The sequence below is a fragment of the Brevibacillus sp. 7WMA2 genome, assembly GCF_010748895.1.
Classification (GTDB): domain Bacteria; phylum Bacillota; class Bacilli; order Brevibacillales; family Brevibacillaceae; genus Brevibacillus_B; species Brevibacillus_B halotolerans.
Window position 1 is genome coordinate 3,908,476 of record NZ_CP048799.1, and the last position, 19,025, is coordinate 3,927,500.

Annotated in this window: 23 protein-coding genes; 21 read left to right on the forward strand and 2 right to left on the reverse strand. The window is 40.2% G+C overall.

Going from position 1 to position 19,025, the window contains the following annotated elements; translation table 11 throughout:
• Window positions 1–10 precede the first annotated feature (10 nt).
• From GOP56_RS16485 to GOP56_RS16515, 7 genes are all read left to right on the forward strand, one after another.
• Entirely contained in the window at window positions 11–187 is a 177-nt protein-coding gene (locus tag GOP56_RS16485; RefSeq protein WP_003333862.1) for a Flp family type IVb pilin, read from the forward strand.
• Entirely contained in the window at window positions 184–669 is a 486-nt protein-coding gene (locus GOP56_RS16490; protein WP_163246086.1) for an A24 family peptidase, read from the forward strand. Before GOP56_RS16485 ends, GOP56_RS16490 begins: the two co-directional genes overlap by 4 nt.
• Window positions 659–1,081, forward strand: a complete 423-nt coding sequence (locus GOP56_RS16495; protein WP_096887887.1) for a TadE/TadG family type IV pilus assembly protein — start codon at window positions 659–661, stop codon at window positions 1,079–1,081. The genes GOP56_RS16490 and GOP56_RS16495 overlap by 11 nt, the downstream gene beginning before the upstream one ends.
• A gap of 5 nt (window positions 1,082–1,086) precedes the next feature.
• Window positions 1,087–1,602 (forward strand): hypothetical protein, encoded by a 516-nt coding sequence (locus tag GOP56_RS16500; RefSeq protein WP_163246087.1) that lies wholly within the window; start codon window positions 1,087–1,089, stop codon window positions 1,600–1,602.
• Window positions 1,603–1,697: 95 nt separating this feature from the next.
• Window positions 1,698–2,327 carry a DUF4046 domain-containing protein gene (locus GOP56_RS16505; protein ID WP_163246088.1) on the forward strand — a complete coding sequence of 210 codons (630 nt, stop codon included), beginning with the start codon at window positions 1,698–1,700 and terminating at the stop codon, window positions 2,325–2,327.
• A 122-nt stretch (window positions 2,328–2,449) separates the two neighbouring features.
• Window positions 2,450–2,728, forward strand: a complete 279-nt coding sequence (locus GOP56_RS16510; RefSeq protein ID WP_003333857.1) for a hypothetical protein — start codon at window positions 2,450–2,452, stop codon at window positions 2,726–2,728.
• Window positions 2,729–2,857: 129 nt separating this feature from the next.
• Window positions 2,858–3,595 carry a hypothetical protein gene (locus GOP56_RS16515; protein ID WP_163246089.1) on the forward strand — a complete coding sequence of 246 codons (738 nt, stop codon included), beginning with the start codon at window positions 2,858–2,860 and terminating at the stop codon, window positions 3,593–3,595.
• A 602-nt stretch (window positions 3,596–4,197) separates the two neighbouring features.
• On the opposite strand, the gene GOP56_RS16520 is transcribed toward GOP56_RS16515, so the two are convergent.
• Window positions 4,198–5,514, reverse strand: a complete 1,317-nt coding sequence (locus tag GOP56_RS16520; RefSeq protein ID WP_163246090.1) for a YjgB family protein — start codon at window positions 5,512–5,514, stop codon at window positions 4,198–4,200.
• On the reverse strand, window positions 5,504–6,034 hold the full coding sequence (locus GOP56_RS16525) for an RNA polymerase sigma factor (protein WP_003343502.1): 531 nt from the start codon (window positions 6,032–6,034) through the stop codon (window positions 5,504–5,506). The genes GOP56_RS16520 and GOP56_RS16525 overlap by 11 nt, the downstream gene beginning before the upstream one ends.
• Before the next feature lie 758 nt (window positions 6,035–6,792).
• Here GOP56_RS16525 and GOP56_RS16530 point away from each other — a divergent pair.
• The 14 genes from GOP56_RS16530 to lysS all read left to right on the forward strand — a co-directional run bounded on the left by GOP56_RS16530 (window position 6,793) and on the right by lysS (window position 18,947).
• Window positions 6,793–7,734, forward strand: a complete 942-nt coding sequence (locus GOP56_RS16530; protein ID WP_003333852.1) for a sigma-70 family RNA polymerase sigma factor — start codon at window positions 6,793–6,795, stop codon at window positions 7,732–7,734.
• Between the two features lie 357 nt (window positions 7,735–8,091).
• Window positions 8,092–8,409: a winged helix-turn-helix transcriptional regulator gene (locus GOP56_RS16535; RefSeq protein ID WP_003333851.1), complete on the forward strand. Its 318-nt coding sequence runs from the start codon at window positions 8,092–8,094 to the stop codon at window positions 8,407–8,409.
• Window positions 8,410–8,631: 222 nt separating this feature from the next.
• On the forward strand, window positions 8,632–9,510 hold the full coding sequence (gene hslO, locus GOP56_RS16540; protein WP_003333850.1) for an Hsp33 family molecular chaperone HslO: 879 nt from the start codon (window positions 8,632–8,634) through the stop codon (window positions 9,508–9,510).
• 122 nt (window positions 9,511–9,632) lie between these two features.
• The gene (locus tag GOP56_RS16545) at window positions 9,633–10,526 is read left to right on the forward strand and encodes a peptidyl-prolyl cis-trans isomerase (RefSeq protein WP_163246091.1); all 894 of its coding nucleotides are present in this window, start codon (window positions 9,633–9,635) and stop codon (window positions 10,524–10,526) included.
• 80 nt (window positions 10,527–10,606) lie between these two features.
• Window positions 10,607–11,539: a cysteine synthase A gene (cysK, locus tag GOP56_RS16550; protein ID WP_163246092.1), complete on the forward strand. Its 933-nt coding sequence runs from the start codon at window positions 10,607–10,609 to the stop codon at window positions 11,537–11,539.
• A 458-nt stretch (window positions 11,540–11,997) separates the two neighbouring features.
• The gene (gene pabA / locus GOP56_RS16555; protein WP_003343507.1) at window positions 11,998–12,588 is read left to right on the forward strand and encodes an aminodeoxychorismate/anthranilate synthase component II; all 591 of its coding nucleotides are present in this window, start codon (window positions 11,998–12,000) and stop codon (window positions 12,586–12,588) included.
• A 170-nt stretch (window positions 12,589–12,758) separates the two neighbouring features.
• Complete coding sequence (pabC, locus tag GOP56_RS16560; RefSeq protein WP_163246093.1) at window positions 12,759–13,604, forward strand: aminodeoxychorismate lyase; 846 nt, start codon at window positions 12,759–12,761, stop codon at window positions 13,602–13,604.
• Between the two features lie 42 nt (window positions 13,605–13,646).
• Complete coding sequence (gene folP / locus GOP56_RS16565) at window positions 13,647–14,510, forward strand: dihydropteroate synthase (protein ID WP_163246094.1); 864 nt, start codon at window positions 13,647–13,649, stop codon at window positions 14,508–14,510.
• Window positions 14,503–14,868 (forward strand): dihydroneopterin aldolase, encoded by a 366-nt coding sequence (folB, locus tag GOP56_RS16570; protein ID WP_003333843.1) that lies wholly within the window; start codon window positions 14,503–14,505, stop codon window positions 14,866–14,868. The genes folP and folB overlap by 8 nt, the downstream gene beginning before the upstream one ends.
• 1 nt (window position 14,869) lies before the next feature.
• On the forward strand, window positions 14,870–15,400 hold the full coding sequence (folK, locus tag GOP56_RS16575; protein ID WP_003333842.1) for a 2-amino-4-hydroxy-6-hydroxymethyldihydropteridine diphosphokinase: 531 nt from the start codon (window positions 14,870–14,872) through the stop codon (window positions 15,398–15,400).
• Complete coding sequence (locus GOP56_RS16580; protein ID WP_003343511.1) at window positions 15,352–15,573, forward strand: helix-turn-helix domain-containing protein; 222 nt, start codon at window positions 15,352–15,354, stop codon at window positions 15,571–15,573. Before folK ends, GOP56_RS16580 begins: the two co-directional genes overlap by 49 nt.
• Before the next feature lie 32 nt (window positions 15,574–15,605).
• Window positions 15,606–16,634, forward strand: a complete 1,029-nt coding sequence (gene dusB, locus GOP56_RS16585) for a tRNA dihydrouridine synthase DusB (protein WP_003333841.1) — start codon at window positions 15,606–15,608, stop codon at window positions 16,632–16,634.
• Window positions 16,635–16,850: 216 nt separating this feature from the next.
• A complete protein-coding gene (gene greA, locus GOP56_RS16590) occupies window positions 16,851–17,327 on the forward strand; it encodes a transcription elongation factor GreA (RefSeq protein ID WP_003333840.1) in 477 nt (158 codons plus the stop codon).
• 93 nt (window positions 17,328–17,420) lie between these two features.
• Window positions 17,421–18,947, forward strand: a complete 1,527-nt coding sequence (gene lysS / locus GOP56_RS16595; protein WP_163246095.1) for a lysine--tRNA ligase — start codon at window positions 17,421–17,423, stop codon at window positions 18,945–18,947.
• The last annotated feature ends 78 nt before the right edge of the window (window positions 18,948–19,025 follow it).

Genomic DNA, 19,025 nt, shown 5'->3' on the forward strand with positions numbered 1-19,025 from the left:
GCTGGAAAATATGAATTATATTACGCATTATGCTAGACGATTTTGGAAAGAGGAGGATGCTGTGACGATCGTAGAAATGGTTATTATTGTAGCAGTAATATTAATTTTTTTAATCCCCACATTGGTTGAGCTACGTACAGCCGAAGATCAGAAACTAAAAGAACTGCAAGAAAAAATAAGCAAATGAGTCTTGTACTGATTTCAGTGTTGGCTATAGCGGCCTATTACGATGTACGATACCGGAGGGTCCCTAATTGGCTTGTCGGTCTAACGTTATGTATAGCCTGTCTACAAAGAGGAGCGATTGGAGAAATATGGCAAATGGTAATAGGAGTAGGAATGGGGTTTTTGCTAACATTGTTACCTGTACTAGTAAAGGGCATGGGAATGGGTGATCAAAAATTGCTCATGCTGGTAGGCAGTTATACAACTCCAGTTGCTATCTATTGGATTTTTTGCTGCTCGTTAGTAGTGAGTATTTGCATGCTTTTGGTTTTTCCTTCACGTTTTACCTTAATTCATTATCATTTGAAGAGCAGCGCTGGGATGTGGTTTGCTCATCGTAGGATTTGGTTGCCTGAGGTAAGAAAATCGGCTTTAGCTCTCCCATATGCGTTAAGTCTTTTAATAGCGTACATGATTTATTATGTGAAGCCTTATGTTGAATAGATATAGAAGCTTTGGGTATGTAAGAAATCAGCGAGGGAGTCAAATTGTCGAGTATGTTTTTGTTTTTCCTCTTCTCTGGTTTTTATTTATTTATGGGTGTGATCAATTTAGTATTATGTATCAAAAACAGAAGGCTTTAGCTGCATCATATGAGGCAGGAAGATTTGCATGTGTACAACCTAACTATGGATTAGCCGTCTATATGGCGAATAAGTTCGCTGAAAAGGAGTTAGAACAGGCTCTTTATTTTGAACATAAACAGATTGAGTTGATAGTCAAGGATGGATGGTCACAAGGAAATCATGTAGAGGCAAGAGTAAGCATTACATTTCCGCTTTTAGGATCAGGAAAGTCCTATACTGTGGAAGAATCATATTCAATGATGATTGAAAATGGAAGAAACCGAGGCTGATGTATATGACTAGTATGTCTTTAAGAAGAATCATAGAGGAAGAGCGAGGAAGTATTTTACCTACCTCGCTCTTTTTTCTTATCTGTCTTTGCTTATTGTTATCTATGGTGTTGTTTATGCAACAAGTAGATGTAACACAAATGCGAATGCAACACACGGCGGATATTATCGTTAAAGGAGCAAGAACAGCAGGGCAATGGATCGAAGTGGATTCGGAAACTAAAAGGGAACGAGCTTTATTAATAGCTACAACAGAGGAAGCTAAGAGAAAAAAGGCGAGTATTATTCGAGGGGCTAGAGAAGAAGCGGACATTCTGTATCGCTTAAATAAACCAGGGCTGGATCAAATAGCTGGAGATATTAGCATCACTCATCAAAAGGGTGAGAAAGCCTCATTATATACTCAGGGAATCTATCATTTAGCTATTGAACTGAAAAAGAAGATTTATATGCTATTTGAGGAACGAGAACTCCTTTTTCGAAGAACATCTCAGGCTGGAATAAGAAAAATAGCAAAATAGAATAATTTGATAAAAATAGGATAATTTTGATATTTTTGTCCTAATTTAACGTGCTAATTTTAGGGAAACCGACTGGAAGTAAGGAGTGTATCGGCATGCCCTCAATAATTATCACGAAATATAAGAAAATAGTAGCTGGAACACAAAAACGTTTTTCACCTTATGAGTTTGAAGATATCCAGTTTCGAAAGAAAAAAATTCAGCTCATTATTCGGTATGCAGTTGAGCAAGTAATGAAATGGACACCTGAGCAAGCTAAAACTCAGCTTTCTTTACAAGATATTAAAAAGTTAAAGCTACACTTAATTACTGAATTCATTCAACCTCCGATCGAAGCGAAAGCGACAGATGTGTACTATATTATCGACTATGCTTATCCTTACTTACCTAAATTATCAGAAAAAGATAAGGCACTCTGGGTGTACCAAGAAGTTCTTAATGGTAGCCGCAGGCATTTCCCAATGCATTATTTTCAGAGCGTATTAGGCGAGGAACGAGCTAAAATTTGTTTTATCTATATGTGCGAAGAACTTTTAAAGATTACCAGCATCCTTGAACTTCCGAAGGTTTTTGGAAAAACAGAGCAAGCCTATCAAATTCTACGTACATACAAGCTAAAAATTTTGGTGGATACTTTATATTTTTCTCCTTTTGATCTCATTACTGAGATATATCCTGAATTAGCTGATCCAAAATTCTGGGGAGAGGAGGGGTATTTTCAATAAATTAGAGCATAGGTCAGAAATATTTGCGAATACCCTCTGTCTTTTTATACCGTAGAGATAGTTTCATAAGCTTATAAGCGTATGAAACGGCCGTTAATCTGTTGGTGAGAAGGAGGGTTGCTATGGCAACGGGAATTGCTCACACGACGCAAGCTTTAACATTGGAAGCGATCATTGGTCTTCAGGTTCTTTATCAGAAACACAGACCAGGGGCATTTCTCTCAATAGAGGGAATGCCAAAAGGTACCTTTCCAATTGAGTCAGTACACCAGTTTGGAAAGCGCATGGTCATCAATGACGGGTTAATCATGATGGAGAGTGCTCCAACCGTCATAATCCGCAATGGAAGAATCGTATTTCTATTGCCGACGGGGGAAGAACTGTATCTTATGATTCAGTGATTGTCCTACTACCGCCTCTTCTTATAGCAGTAAGAGGCGGTAGCAAATTCTTAGTTTTTATGACGCGTCTCTTATAATCACACAAAATATAGCCGAAATATTTTAACTATTATAGGAGGTTTAATGACTATGTTAGCCAGTGATTCTATGGAGCTAGTGGAACGTTGTTATGAGCAAGTCTGCAGCTTATTGGGGAAGGAGGATTTAAAAAATAAATTTATTGATTATGTATTCGTTGATTATCAGGAAGAGGTGGTAGCCGAGTATGATGCAGATTTTTTCTATCAGCACTTGCAAAAGTTACAGTTAGTTCGTTGCCGAAAAGACTTTGATCAGGCTGTAGAGGCCTGGTATGAGAAGAAAAGGCTAGGTAACAACAGAAGTACGGGTTTTCACTCCATTTTATTTTCTATTGTCCGTAGAACGATAGGGATGTATAAGATAAGAAACAGACAGGAATTAATCAAGTATGTAACTCATGTGCTTACCAATTCAAACGGCTATATGAAGCAATGGCGTTCGAAAGGGAAAAGAACTAAAGTGATGTATTTTCATTATTTATATAAAATAGGAATCCGTAATGGTAAAGATATTGAAGCACTAGTTGATTCATGGCTTATTGAAAATCCTCAAGCCTTTGATGAATATCAACAAGCTTATTATCAAAGACCAATTAGACGAGGCAGGCCCAATAACGTTCAACTAAGTAGACTCATCGATCAAATTAAACAAATGAAGCCAGCTCTAAATAGGAAAGAAAGAGAGCGTATTCGTAAGATTTTTTATTACTATCGCAATCACCTAGAGATTAATGGAATGGTATCGAAATTCCTTAATTATATAGAAGCTAAAGATCGGAAAAATTAGTGTGACAAGAAGGAGAATAATCAATTAGCAAATAATTTATCAAGTCAAACTAGATGAAAATCAGACGATTTCTCGAAATATTTAGAGAGTTAGAGTGGGAAATTCCACTACGTCAGCTTGAATCAAAGCCGAGGCTTCTCCATGAAACAGAAAATGAATACATACTCCCTGGTAAAAGCAATTGAAGTAACATTGGAAATAATTGTTATTATTAGTATATCCTTCAGCAGGCTATAGTTTCATTTCGTATCTAACAGGTAGTAAACCTCGAAAAGGAGAGCTACTTTTCTCTAAGAGTGAATCGATAAAAAGAAAATAAAAAATAGAAAGTTGAGATATTATCTACCCTCTATCCTTCTTTTTCAATAACCACACGTATTCCCCACCAGCAGTTTAGAAGCTTTAAGTTGGGTCAAAGTAAGGTGGTGTAATCCTCTAAACTGAAGATAAAAATTAAGATAGCTGAGCTAATAAATAAAGGCTAATGAAAAGGCATCAAGAAAGTAAAAATGACTTTGCCTGATTCCTATCCCAGGCAAAGTCATAACAAACCAAACATTGTTCTAGTTAAAATCCCTATTTACCATGGTTTATTCAAGTGTTTATGTTTCCCAGCTCTCAGATTGCTTGTGTATGACATTTATATGATCTACTAATGGGTCAGTATTTTTATTTGTTACAGGAGATATGACCACTTGAAGCTGGAACTCACTATTTAACGGGTACGTGAAGATCTGTTCTTTGTTTCTATTAAAGTATCCTTTTAATTTTTCACCCAAGGCTGTTTTGACCTCCGATAGGTGAATGTGTTGCAAGCCACCAAATCTTCGGATTTCAATCAGTAGACCTTTAGTATCATATCCTGCGACAGTACCTTGCTTACGATAGACCGCATAGGTAGTTTTATACGGAGTGTCCATTTTATCAGCTTTACCCCAGCGTTGCTCTATTTGCTCCTTAGTGGTTCGTCCAACTATAAAGTCTTCTACTGACAGTCCTTGAGAAGCAGATTCATTTATTCTTTGTAAGAGATCAATATTATCTCCAGACATGGGGTTTTTCCAACCATCTGGATCGACGACACTTACATGTTCAATTTGTAGAGATACATCATGATTCCCAACAGAAGGATCAGTTGTGCTCGAACTATTATTGATGCTGGTAGGAGTAAAATAAAATACTAATTGATAATCCTCACCCGCAGAATAGCTGTATTTCAGTTGATCCGTGTACTGTTGCACAAATTGGGGCTTTCCAAGAACCTGTTCCACTTGTTCTTTATTTAGAGCAGTCAACCGAGAGTCGGTTGAAATAATTTCTTTTAGCACCTCTCCTTTATTGTAAGTAAATGCTAATGACTTCTCAGGGTAATGAGCAGTAGGCAGACCACATGGTACATGATCCTCCCCTTTTGATTCACCCCACACTTTTTTTATGTCGTCCGCTAGGGATGTGTTTACAGCAATATCTGCATTTATAACCTTACCGCTTCTAGCTCTCTCCATTACGTTTAATAAAAGCTTGCTTTGCGCAGGAGTCACTGTTTGGCTATTTTTCCCCACACTTTTCTTGCTATCATGGAAAGAGTTGAGTGAATCAGTACTGCGAGACTCCTGATAATGACTTGGAGTAGCAGATACCAGACCTTTGTTTGGAGTGGTTAGCTGATTCTGTTGTACCCATGAATTTCCTAACCAGAAGGTGGCTAGAACTAATGAACTGCACACAATTCCTTTACTGATCCAAGTAAAATAAGTAGATAGATCACTTCTGTGCAAATCTTTTTTCTCTTCTCTTAATAAATGAGCCAGTATGTGTTGCTTGCTTTCAGCATCCAGTTTGTGATCTGGGAGTGTTTGCAGATGCTTTAACGTTTGATTCGATTGTTCATCTAGGTTTGTAAGTTTATTAGATAACACGATTAATCACCCCATCTACATCAGTTTCTTTGCCCAGGCTTCTCTGTAAAGTTTTTAAAGCACGATGCAAGGTTGTATTTACTTTGCTTTCGCTCCACTGTAGAATTTCTGCGGTCTCACTTGGGGACAATCCCTTTATTCCGCGAAGGATCACAACCTCTCGATAGGATGGTTTTAATCGCTGCACAGCGGCATAGAGCATTTGATTTTCTTCCTGTTTGCCTACAATCTCTTCAGGTGTTCCGTCAGCTGATTTTAATTGTTTTAACCAGGTATCCGGTAGCCAACTCAAGTAGCGTTTCTTCCGTTCATGATCAATTGCTGTATTGCGTGCAATTGAAAAAAGCCAGGTTTTAGGTTGGGCTCTTCCTTCATATTTTTCATATCCTCTAATAGCTTTCATGAAAACTTCCTGCACCAAATCTTCTACATCGCGGTTACGCGTATAGTAAACTAAAAACTTATATATATCGTCACTATAACGAACAAACCACTCCTCAATGTGTTCCCGCCTAGTCAATTTGTGTGACACCTCTTTTAAAAGAATTACCCTCAGATAGTTCTAGATGTAAAATCAGTTGAATGTTCGACATAACAAACCAAAACAGCCAAAAGCCCAAAAGCCCAAAAGCCCAAAAGCCCAAAAGCCCAAAAGCCCAAAAGCCCAAAAGCCCAAAAGCCCAAAAGCCCAAAAGCCTATCCTCAACCTTACTTGCATTACCTGAACCCTCGAAAATACTGGGTATGTAAATAGACGAGACGATCAAAGCTTGCTTACACTTTTTTCGCTCATTTTATTTATTTTCTTATAAGTAGGCAACAAATGGGCATCCAGATATTACATATAGGAAAAAATGCAACTTTTTTGGGGGTTGAGGAGTCAATATTAGTAGCGAGTTAATTCAAAAAGTTTTTAACTTAGAGGGTTGGTACAAGGTAAAAATGGTGTACACTGATTAACAGAGGATCAGTTGGCATAAAAAATACACTAGTACGATGCCGCTGTACTAATGATTCGCTACAAAACATTTTCCGGTAAGTAGTAATGTGAACGTTATCTCCTACGTACGATAAACTTACAGCCAGTGCGTATGTATATCATGAAAGGTATAGCATAATTAAGGAATTAATAACTAGATGTAAAAAGTTCTAGTTCTTTCAAAAATTTTGTTCACCTTTTTCCTGATATTCTGTTAACATAAGGATTATACAATATGTTTTAATGTGTCAACAGGAGATAACTGAATATTTCTATTTCCGATGAAGTGAGGGTTGCACATGACCACTATGAGTCACACCTCTTTCCAAGATTGTGCCCGGCGTTGGCGTGAAGTCGAGAACGAATTATCAATTGTTGTTCCTAAATCTTTACGGTCAGATACTTCCGCGTTATTGTTTTTGGAGGGCGTAGCAGCAACACCTATGTTGGATAAAGATGAAGAAATGCAATATTTGATTCAGTATCAGCGTGATGGTGATTTAGAAGCTCGCGAGATTCTAGTACGTGCTTATCTTCGTTATGTCGTAAACACTGCACTTCGTCATTTAAAAAAGGGAATGCCGTTCCTTGATCTGATTCAAGAAGGAACAATTGGGTTATTTACCGCAATAGAAAAATTTGATATTACAAGAGGCGTCCGTTTATATCACTATTCGCATTGGTGGATTTCACAAGCCATCACACGTGCTATCAGTGACAAAGGCCGTCTTATTCGCATACCTGTACACATGCATGAGCAAATACGCCTCTATCAAAAGAAAGTAATGCAATTGGCTCATTTGCTAAACCGCAATCCTGAACGACATGAGATTGCAACCTATTTAAATATTCCCATGGAAAAAATGGATACCATCGAGTATGCTCTTCGCATTAAAATGGAGTCAATCGATGAGCAACCTGTCGAGCTCTACATGGAAGATGACGAAGAATTGCTAAGCTACGCTGAAATTGTTGATGACAAAGAAAGCTCATTAGATGACTGGATTGAACGAGTTGATCTAAGGGACCAGGTCTTTGATGCTTTATCCGTATTAAGTCCACGTTCGCAAGAAATCATTGCGATGCGCTTTGGACTGTATGATGATCAGGTTTATACGTTAGAGGAAGTAGGCAAGATGTTTGGTCTTACTCGCGAGCGTATACGTCAAATTGAAGCGACTACGATTGAGCGATTGCGCAAACAGAAATGTTCACGCAACTTGATGGAGTACCTTTCCTAAGGTATGTCAAAAAAACATAATTCATTCATTGTCCCCATAATTGGAGGTCAAAGGAGCTACATGCTAAGAAGCATGATCATGCTCCTTTTTATTGTCTATTTTTCTTGTGTCTGTGAAACTTTTTTTCAGCTAAATAAACTGAAAATTCTATCATTAAATAGGGTTAACCCCCAAAGGTTTGTCTTATAGGCAGAAATCATTATACTATTTATATGAAGAAAGTAAATAAGTGAGTAGGCAAGTAGCCCATTTTTTTATTAGAAAGCGGGAAAACTACACTTTGAAAGGTATCTCCACTTCTGAAAACTTATTTTTGTAAAGTAGCTATGGTAAAATAACTATAAGGGAGTGATAAAGATGAGTGACCACCAATTGTGCCCAAAGCTTGAGACTGCTTTCGAATTGTTGGGAAAACGCTGGACGGGGTTAATTATTTGTGTGTTAATGACAGGGCCTAAGCGCTTTAAAGATATATCTGAAGTCATACCCGGTATGAGTGATCGGATGTTGGCGGAAAGATTTAAGGAGTTAGAACTAGCTGGTGTTTTAACGCGGAATGTTTATCCTGAAACCCCTGTGCGTATTGAATACGAGTTGACAGATAAAGGAAGAGGGTTAAAAACCGTCATGGATGCTGTGCAAACTTGGGCCGAATCATGGGTACATTCTAAATAAGACTGGATGGAGGACTCCTGCCTCATACGCGGGAGTTTTGTTGTTCATGAAATAGCTAATTGATTGGATCAAAGTTACAAAAAACAAGAGAAATACTTTGGTGCAATCAATTACCTACAGTCAGACGACGGTAACCAGAGAGTGCTAAGACTAGCGAATGCGTAATGAGCACACGAGGCACACTGAAATAAGAGAAGTAGAGGATATGCAAGGAGGACGCTTATGAGTGACTATTTAGTAAGAGCAACGGGTTTTAATGGGAATGTTCGAGCATTTGCTGCCCGCACGACAGGAATTGTAGAAGACATTAGAAAAAGACACGGTATGCTGAACACTGCTAGTGCAGCTTTAGGGCGAACGCTTACAGTAACAGCGATGATGGGTGCTATGCTTAAAGGGGACGAACGTATTTCAGTCAAGATTAATGGTGGCGGTCCGATCGGCAGCATTTTTGCAGAGGCCAATGCCCACGGTGAATTGCGGGCGTATGCAACCAATCCACAAGTTCATTTCGAGTTGAATGAACTTGGTAAGCTAGACGTTCGACGTGCAGTAGGTACAGATGGATTTTTATACGTAACAAAGGATTTAGGTCTTCGAGAACCGTATCAAGGTAGTGTGCCGATTGTTTCCGGTGAGATTGGTGAGGATTTTAGTTATTATTTTGTGGTATCAGAGCAGACTCCGTCGGCTGTAGCTGTAGGTGTGCTGGTTAACCCTGAAGATCATTCCATTTTTGGATCAGGTGGATTCATTCTGCAATTACTTCCTGGTACTCCTGAAGAGGATATCGCGAAAATTGAAGAGAAAATTAGTAAATTGCCGCAGGTATCACGCTTAATTGCAGAAGGTATTACACCGGAGGAATTAATTGCTAAGGTATTGGATAACCCTACTATTCATAGTAAGCTAGATCTTACCTTTAATTGCGGGTGCTCTGCTGAAAAAGTGGGCAACACATTAGCTAGCTTAGGTAAGGCAGAATTAATGAGTATGCAAAGAGAAGAGGGCGGTGCTGAGGTTCACTGCCATTTTTGCAATGAACTTTACCAGTTCAACTATGATGATTTGCAGGAAATCATTAATGATTTGGATAAATAAAGAATAAGAGACAAAACGGTGGAGACTAGAGCATGAGACATGTGCGATTGCTAACGACACGTCAACTACCGTTTTTTTCTTGCCCTAATATTATAGAATTTTAATGAAATGGAGAGAAATGGATGCGTAACGTTCGGTTTTTGTGGAGCTTGATTGGTGCGCTCATCTTGTTGTTAGCTGTTGTATCGGGTGCTTGGTATAAAGGTGCAGGTCTGGCGACGGTAGCTAAGGTAGGAGATGAAAATGTTACAGAGCAAGCGCTAAACTCACAATTAAAAGAGCGCTATGGAAAGCAGATGTTGGATCGAATAATTGATCACCAGCTCGTCTTCCAAGAAGCAAATCGTCTACAACTTACTGTTTCTGATCAACGAGTTCAGGAAGAGATTCAAAGGATAAGAAGTCATTTCCCGCATGAGGGTGATATTCCTAGTGAGGTGCAGGATCGATTGGGACAGACTCCGGCCCAAATGGAGCAGGAGGTTCGCTATCAATTATTGTTGAAAAAGCTCGCTACTAAGAATGTAACCATCAGTGATGATGAACTACGAGCTTATTTCCAGCAACACCAATCCGATTATATTCAACCGACCACCGTACATCTCTATCGCTTGTTAGTAAAAACGGAAGCCGAGGCTCAAAATTTATTCCAGGAGCTATCAAAGGGAGCAGATTTTATTACATTGGCTAAAGAGCGCTCCATAGACGCCCACACAGCTCCCAATGGTGGAGATATGGGGGTCGTTGTTTTAAAGGACGACTCTTTAACGGAAAATGAACAGTTCGCTCTTCAGGATATGAAAGTCAAGGAAGTATCTGCTCCCATTCCTGTTGAAGATGGTTATGCATTATTGCATATAACAGAACGGAAGGAAGAAGTGGTTCCAACCTTTGAACAGTCGAAGGAAAAGGTTTTTGAGGACATGGCGATTGCTAAAGCGGAGTCGTTTGATGAAATTTTAAATCGTTTACGTAAAACGACCAAAGTAGAAGTGAAGGATTTAACATATCGTTGACGCTAATGAATATGATTTGTTATAATACCTACAAATCCTAGCAAATTACTCGGTGATGATTACTTGAGGGGGACAAAAACATGCGGGTTGCACAATCTATTACAGAACTGATTGGAAATACGCCATTAGTCAAACTCAATCGTGTCGTAACGGAAGACATGGCTGATATCTATTTAAAGCTGGAGTTCTTTAACCCCGGTAGCAGTGTGAAAGATCGTATCGCACTTTCTATGATTGAAACAGCCGAAGCGGAAGGTAAATTGAAGCTTGGCGATACCATAATTGAACCAACTAGCGGTAACACCGGGATCGGATTAGCGATGGTGGCTGCAGCGAAGGGATATCGTGCTATCTTGGTTATGCCAGATACCATGAGTATGGAAAGACGTAATTTGCTACGTGCGTATGGAGCGGAATTAATCTTGACCCCAGGAGCGGAAGGGATGGGAGGAGCGATTCGTAAAGCAGAAGAACTTGCTCGCGAGAACTCCGACTATTTTATCCCTCAGCAATTTAATAATAAAGCCAATCCTAAGGTACATCGAGATACTACAGCAAAAGAGTTGCTTGAACAGGGAAAAGAGATCGGTGGTATTGACGCTTTTATTGCTGGTATCGGTACAGGTGGTACTATTACAGGCGTGGGTCAAGTGCTGAAAGAGGAATACCCAGAGGTAAAAATTTATGGGGTAGAACCTCAGGCCTCCCCGGTTTTGTCTGGAGGCAAACCAGGGCCGCATAAGATTCAAGGAATTGGTGCTGGATTCGTGCCGGAGATTTTGGATACGTCTATCTATGATGAAATTCTTCCTATTGAAAATGAAGCTGCTTTTGAGACAGCTCGTCGTGTGGCTAGGGAAGAAGGAATTCTAGGTGGAATTTCCTCAGGTGCGGCTATTTCAGCGGCTATCGATGTAGCGAGTCGTTTAGGAAAAGGAAAAAAAGTTGTAGTTATTATTCCTAGCAATGGTGAACGCTATTTATCTACGCCACTTTATCATTTTGAGGATTAATATTGCTTCAGGCTTTTAAGCAGGAATAATGCTATGGAAGTGGTTCGCACGTGTTGAGGGCCACTTCTTTTTGTCGTTATAGAGCAACTAGTGCAGGAGCTGCTATCTTTATTGAAGGCCCATGAATCGTTGCTATGAAATGAGTGAATTCGGAAAACAATCTTACAAAAGCTTCCAAATGATGACTTACAGCCACCAAGTCTGTATGTTATGATATATCAAGACCTATTGCTTTTGACCAATTGACTTGAGAATGAAACACTTCTGTCCATACAAGAATTAGTAAAGCTCAAAGCAGGCTGTACCCAAGCTGTTATTGGTATCAGGCATGATTATTCTTGATTAAGTGGAAAGAGTGCGATGAGTAGTGGAAAGAGAGCAGAGGTCTTGTGGAAAGTAGTTGAGCTGAGTGAAGAGTTTGAGAATGAGAGGCTGAAGGGCCGAGAGGAGAGCCGAGTATGATTATTATGATTGATAACTATGATTCCTTTACGTACAACCTAGTACAATTTGTTGGGGAGCTGGGTGAGGAGTTACGGGTATTTCGTAACGACAAAATCACGCTAGAGGAAATCGAAAATATGAATCCAGATTACCTGATGATTTCGCCAGGTCCTTGCACACCGAATGAAGCTGGGATTAGTATGGATGTCGTTCGTCATTTTGCAGGTAAAATTCCGATTTTTGGCGTATGCCTTGGTCATCAATCAATAGGGCAAGTATTTGGCGGGAAAATAGTGCGAGCAGATCGGCTGATGCATGGAAAAACCTCGGAGGTATTGCATGATGGTAAGACCATTTTTGCATCCATACCTTCCCCATTCCAAGCTGCGCGCTATCATTCGCTGGTGATCCAGGAAGAATCCATTCCAGAAGAATTAGAAATTACAGCTCGTACACCTGAAGGGGAGATAATGGCGATTCGTCATAGAGAGCTACCTATCGAAGGTGTTCAATTTCACCCTGAATCCATTATTACTCAATATGGAAAGCAAATGTTGAAAAACTTTTTGACGGCTTATGCAAAAGAGACTCAACCTATCAAATAATGAACCATTACTTCAAAGCCACTTGCAAAAATGATTGCAGGTGGTTTTTTCAGGAAAGAAATAAACCAAAATCACAGCGAGAGTGGTTCGAGGAAAGTTTTAGTTATGATACTATGATTTTATGTGCGACAGAAGAGAGATAAACGTCTTATAGCTAGGAGATTAAGCGGATGTGGGTGTTTGTTAATGATAAAATTGTACCCGCCCAACAAGCGGTAGTTTCAGCCATGGATCATGGCTTTTTATATGGTATCGGTCTATTTGAGACCATTCGAATTTATCAAGGAAAACCATGCTTTTGGAATGAGCATATGCTTCGTTTGGAAAATGGAATGACTGATTTACGCATTCGTCACAAGTGGGAGCGTAGTGACATATATCGTGCTGTGCGGGCTACTCTGGAGAAGAATAAGCTAGAGGATGCTTATGTACGGATTAGTGTTACTGGAGGAGCGGAAGGTGTTGGCTTGCATAGTGGTGTATATGAGCAGCCATCGCTTTATATTTTTGTCAAATCTGTAACGCCGATCGCAGAGCCTCCTATTGCCAAGAGATTGAAAGTAATCTCCTTTCCAAGGCAGACGCAGGAAGGAAACCTACGTTTTAAATCTCATAATTATTTAAACTGTGCCCTTGGTAAACAAGAAATAGGAGGCGCACTGGATATAGAAGGTCTATTTTTGACAAAAGAAGGTTATATCTGTGAAGGGGTTGTCAGCAACGTGTTCTGGGTCAAGGACAATATCGTATATACGCCTTCCATTGATACTAATCTGTTAGCAGGAATTACCCGAAATGCTGTCCTAACCATTGCACATACAGGTGGGTTTAATGTGGAGGAAGGACTTTATCCTCTTGAGGAACTATTTAAAGCTGATGAGGTGTTCGTAACCAACTCGATTCAGGAGATCGTACCGGTATCGACTGTTGAGAATGTAGAAGTTCCATACGTCTATGGAAAGCTGACCCAAAAGCTGCATGAAGCCTACAGACGATTGGTAGAATTGTCCAACTGATTATGTTATGCTTTCCACAATATAAAAAGGAGTTCGAAAAAGATGAACCATGATCATGAGCGCTCTCAGACCAAATTTACATCACTATCATGTGGTACATATAATCTGCCGTTACACGAAAGAACATTAATTATGGGAATCCTTAACGTTACTCCTGACTCTTTTTCAGATGGAGGACGTTACAATCAGCTAGATGACGCTATGCGGCATGCTGAAAGGCTTGTAAAGGATGGAGCGGATATCATCGATGTAGGGGGAGAGTCGACACGGCCGGGTTCTCAGCTTATTAGTGCGGAACAAGAATTAGAGCGAATTATTCCGATTATCGAGCGCCTCTCCCGCGATATAGATGTACCGATCTCTGTTGATACCTATAAAGCTCGCGTTGCCGACGAAGCATTGCGGGCAGGAGCCCATATTATTAATGACGTGTGGGGGGCAAAAAAAGACTCCGAAATGGCCGCTGTAGCTGCTAGATGGAATGTGCCGATTATCCTAATGCACAACCGAGAGCAGATGGAATACCAGGATTTCTTTCCTGACTACATAAAGGATTTACAGGACTCTATTCAGCTAGCTTTAGCAGCAGGCGTGTCAGAAGAGATGATCGTGCTTGACCCAGGTATTGGTTTTGCAAAAACATTGCAGCAAAATTTAGAAGCTATGCGTCGGTTGGATGATTTAGTGGCTCTTGGCTACCCTGTCTTACTGGGAACCTCACGAAAATCTATGATTGGTAAAGTTCTTGATTTACCTGTGGATGAACGTCTAGAGGGTACAATAGCAACGGTAGCGTTAGGCATTGAGAAAGGTTGTCATATCATGCGCGTGCACGATGTTAAGGCCATAAAACGAACAGCAATGATGATGGACGCTATAAAAAAAGGGGCGCGTTACAATGGATAAAATCTATTTTAATGGTATGGCTTTTTATGGTTACCATGGTGTTTTTCAAGAAGAGGCTAGGCTAGGTCAAAGGTTCTATGTTGATTTGGAGCTCTCACTTGATTTGCAAAAGGCTGCTGATACGGATCAGCTAGAATACACCGTTAATTATGCAGATATTTACGAAAGAGTGAAGGCTATCGTTGAAGGAGAGCGTTATCAGTTAGTGGAAAAATTGACGGCGCAGATTTGCGATGGCTTGTTGAGCGATTTTCCTTTAGATGAAGTCAAAGTAAAAGTAACAAAACCAGACCCTCCTATAGCAGGGCATTACCAGTCAGTTGCAATTGAGATGATTAGGAAGAAAGGAAGTAACTAGCATGGGCAATCTTACAAAAGCATATATTGCCCTTGGATCTAATCAGGGAGAGCGAGAAGCTATGCTTAAAGGTGCCATCGCCTGGTTACACGCACATGATTTCATTCAAGTGTCTCGCCTTTCTTCTGTTTATGAGACTGATCCAGTGGGCTATCTTAATCAGCCTGCCTTTTTAAATATGGTGATTGAAATTGAAACAAGCTTAACGCCCCTTGAGTTATTGCAGACAGCCTTATCGATTGAGCAAAAATTAGGGAGAGTTCGTCTTGAGCGCTGGGGGCCGCGTAATATTGATATTGATCTGTTGCTTTTTGGAGAGGAAGAAGTGGCGTTGCCGAATTTGGTCATTCCTCATCCAGAAATGATTCATCGTGCTTTTGTACTAATTCCGCTTCAAGAGGTATGGCATGGAGTTATTCCGGGAACAGATTTATCCATAGAAGAAGCAATCCATCAATGTATAGAAACGCAGGGGGTACAGGTATGGGGGACATTAGATTGGGGAGCCGAATCAGAGCGTTCCGCAAATTAAAAGGCTTTACACAACAGCAATTAGCCAGTGAGATGGGTGTATCATTATCGTTTGTGGGTACCTTGGAGCGAGGAACCAAACCGCCGACTGAACTGGTATTACGAAAGATAGCCAACACTTTACAAGTTGAATATGAGGAATTATGTGCTATAAATAAAGGGAATGAAAAGTAGGCAGCGTTCCTTCGCTTAAGGAGGTTTTATATATGAAAATCGGAAACATCGAATTAAAAAACAATGTTGTCCTAGCACCAATGGCAGGAGTATGTAATCCTGCTTTTCGCTTGATTGCTAAAGAATTTGGCACAGGTCTAGTCTGTGCTGAGATGGTTAGTGACAAGGCGATTATGCATGGCAACAAAAAAACATTAGATATGCTATACGTAGATGAACGTGAAAAACCGTTGAGTCTGCAAATTTTCGGCGGTGATAAGGAGACATTGGTGGGAGCGGCTCGTTACGTTGACCAAAACACCAATGCCGATATTATCGACATTAACATGGGGTGTCCTGTCCCTAAGATTGTTAGCTGTGATGCAGGGGCTCGTTTGTTATTAGATCCGGAAAAAATTTATGAAGTGGTTTCAGCGGTAGTAGATGCTGTGGACAAACCGGTAACAGTCAAAATGCGCTTGGGCTGGGACGAGGATCATCTATATGTTTTAGATAATGCACAGGCGGTAGAGCGCGCTGGTGGTAAGGCGGTTTCTGTGCATGCTCGTACTCGTGTTCAGATGTATAAGGGTCACGCTGATTGGGAATGGATTCGCCGAGTTAAAGAGGTAGTTACTATTCCGGTTATCGGTAACGGTGACGTAGCATCACCAGAGGATGCCAAACGTATGTTAGATACAACAGGCTGCGACGGGGTTATGATTGGTCGTGCGGCTCTAGGGAATCCTTGGATGCTTTATCGGACGATCCAATATCTAACCACAGGTGAATTATTGGGTGAACCTACTGCTCGTGATAAGGTAAATATCTGTTTGCTGCATGCTAAACGTTTAGTTGCATTAAAAGGACCAAGAGTTGGCATACTTGAGATGCGCAAACACGCTGCGTGGTACCTAAAAGGCTTAAAAGGTGCCACTCAAACGAAACACCTGATAAATTCTGTTGAAACAGAAGAAGAATTGTATCGCTTATTGCATGAGTACGTAGATTGGGTAGAAAGCGGCGCGTTTGATGATACAGAGATGGAGAAAGAAGGGTCTGTAAAAATCTCTGCCTTATAATGGAAATCAAACATTGACAACGTATTTCTCATATCCTATAATTCATCGTATTATGTACTTGAAGCTGCCAGATCATGATCTGGCAGCTTTCCCTATGACCCACTGTATTACAAAAAGAAAACGATTACCCCTAGTATATTAAGTGGGTGATCTACATATAATCCTGTGTACTTTTTGATAACGGGATTAAAAATTGATAAACGGGGGAATACGAAGATGTCTGAAAAAGAAGTCATCCTTACACCTGAAGGCCTTGCCAAGCTTGAGCAAGAATTAGAAGATTTAAAAACTGTTAAGCGTAAAGAAGTTGCTGCGCGTATTAAAGAGGCCATTAGCTTTGGAGATATTAGTGAAAACTCTGAGTATGAAGAAGCTAAAAATGAGCAAGCGTTCATTGAAGGGCGCATTCTAACCCTAGAAAAAATGTTACGTAATGCTCGCATTATTACGAACGAAGATGTTGATACCAATGTGGTAAGTGTTGGTTCAACTGTTCGTCTAAAAGATCTTGAATTTGGAGACATAGTAGACTACACTATCGTTGGTTCTGCTGAATCTGATCCATTAAACAATAAAATTTCAAACGAATCTCCTGTTGGTCAAGCCTTGCTTGGAAAAGCAAAAGGATCTACAGTAGATGTAAACGTTCCAGCGGGCGTTATTCAATACGAAGTACTTGAAATTAATCGATAAGCTCACGTTAAATGGCGTACCAATCTTTTGATGGTACGCCCTAGTCCTATTCAATGGGCTTTAACAGAGCGTTCTGTTAGGAGTGAAGAAGGAATGGCAAGAGAAGAAGACCTACAACAAGAGCAAGGAACTGAGCAAGAACTACACGAATTGCTACAAGTTCGCCATGACAAAATGGATCAATTACGTGAATGGGGCATTGATCCGTTTGGAAAGAAATTTGAACAGAAGGATTTTGCTTCGGATATTTCAGCTAGCTTCACGGACAAAACGAAAGAAGAACTTGAAGAAGCGAATCACGAAGTTACTATCGCCGGTCGTTTAATGGCAAAGCGCAAAATGGGTAAGGCAAGCTTTGCGCAACTATTGGATCGCTCTGGTCAAATTCAGATTTATGTGCGTAAAGATACAGTCGGCGACGACCTATATAACGTTTTTGATTTAAGTGATATCGGGGACATTATCGGTCTTACTGGTACTTTATTTAAAACAAAAACAGGCGAGTTAAGTGTCAAAGCGAAAAGCTTAGTTTTCCTAAGCAAATCTCTTCGTCCATTACCGGAGAAATTCCATGGCCTAAAAGATATCGAGACACGCTATCGGAAGCGTTACGTGGATTTGATTGTTAATCCAGAAGTACGTAAAACATTTATCGCACGTAGCCGTATTCTAACTGAAATGAGACGTTATTTGGATAACCTAGGATATTTAGAAGTAGAAACACCTACTTTGCACTCCATTGCTGGGGGAGCATCTGCTCGTCCTTTTATCACTCATCACAATGCATTAGACATGCAATTGTTTATGCGTATTGCGATTGAATTACATTTAAAACGTCTGATTGTTGGCGGTATGGAAAAAGTGTATGAGATCGGTCGCGTATATCGTAATGAAGGTATCTCTACACGACACAATCCTGAATTTACAATGATTGAACTGTATGAAGCTTATGCTGATTACAAGGATATTATGAAGTTAACAGAAGAAATGATTGCGCATATTGCACAAACCGTGCTGGGTACCACGAAGATCCAGTACCAAGGCCATGAGGTAGATTTGACTCCGCAATGGAGACGAGTACACATGGTGGATTTGGTAAAAGAGCATACAGGAGTAGATTTCTGGAAGCACATGAGCGATGAGGAAGCACGTGCTTTGGCAAAAGAGCATGGGATTACTGTAGAAGCTCATCATACCTTTGGACATGTTGTTAATGAATTCTTTGAACAAAAAATCGAAGAAACATTAATTCAACCTACATTTGTATACGGACATCCTGTAGAAATTTCTCCGTTGGCTAAGAAAAACGAGGAAGATCCACGTTTTACAGATCGTTTCGAGCTGTTTATTGTTGCTCGTGAGCACGCGAATGCATTTACGGAGCTTAATGATCCAATTGACCAGCGTCAGCGTTTTGAAGCGCAACTGCTAGAGAAAGCTGCTGGTAATGATGAAGCTCATGAAATGGATGACGATTTCATTGAAGCGCTTGAGTACGGCATGCCGCCAACTGGTGGACTAGGGATTGGTATCGATCGTCTAGTTATGCTCTTGACAGATGCACCGTCTATTCGTGATGTGCTCTTATTCCCTCATATGAGAGATAAGGGTAAAGCGTAAGCGGGATCTAATTTTACTTTTGGTGAATAAAAAAGCAACTAAGGCTAAGTGGTTCCCTTAGTTGCTTTTTCTTTCTAT